Source organism: Vibrio sp. Y176 (genome assembly GCF_033438945.1).
Genome location: NZ_JAWOQS010000180.1, coordinates 1 through 940, shown reverse-complemented (window position 1 = coordinate 940; position 940 = coordinate 1). Strand labels below are relative to the sequence as shown.

Genomic DNA, 940 nt, shown 5'->3' with positions numbered 1-940 from the left:
TTCGCAATCTTGAGGGAACTGGTTAATCGCAACAACGGCTGGGATTCCATATTTATGGACGTTCTTGATGTGCCACTTTAAGTTTTCAAACCCGGCTACCAATGCCGCTTGGTCAGGTGAGAAAATCGAATCTGGAATTGCCATGCCAGGGCGCAAGTCGTAGTGGCCGGAGTTCGCTTTAAGGCCTCTTAACGTCGCAACAATCACCACACAGTCAGGCGCTTTGTTGGCAGCCGCTGCTTTAATATTACAGGCTTTCTCAAATCCCATGTCAGAGCCAAACCCTGCTTCAGTTACCGTGTAACGCGAAAGTTTTAACGCAATCTCATCAGCGATAATAGAAGAATTGCCATGCGCAATGTTAGCAAAAGGGCCTGCGTGGATCAGAGTAGGGACACCTTCAAGCGTTTGCATCAATGTTGGTGCAATGGCTTCTTTCAACGTTACGGCCATCGCACCTGCTACTTGTAAATCTTCTGTGGTGATAGGCTGACCGTCGAGATCATAAGCAACAACAATTTTGCCAATGCGCTGACGTAAGTCTTTAAGATTTTTTGCCAACGCAATAATGGCCATCAACTCGGATGCGGCTGAAATATCAAACCCTTCGTTACGCTCAAATCCGTTAATGGTTTTGCCATGTTCGTTCAAACCAATTTTGACCATGCGAAGTGCACGGTCGTTGTGGTCCATCACGCGTTTCCAAGTAATGCTTTCAACGTCAATTTTTAATGCTTTTAAACCAGTTCGAGCTTCAAAGGCGTCATATCCTTCGCGCTGCTCGTGGAATAAGCGCGCATCTAAAGCTGCAGACGCTAAGTTGTGTGCAGCCGTAACGGCGTGAATATCACCCGTCAAATGCAAATTGAGCTCTTCCATTGGCGCAACTTGGGAATATCCGCCACCTGCGGCACCACCTTTGATGCCAAAGACAGGCCCC

General features: G+C 47.6%; 1 protein-coding gene. It reads right to left on the bottom strand.

Going from position 1 to position 940, the window contains the following annotated elements; all coding sequences use genetic code 11:
- Positions 1-940: formate--tetrahydrofolate ligase (locus R7O13_RS24950; RefSeq protein WP_318304954.1), on the bottom strand; the 940-nt coding region annotated here is incomplete at both ends.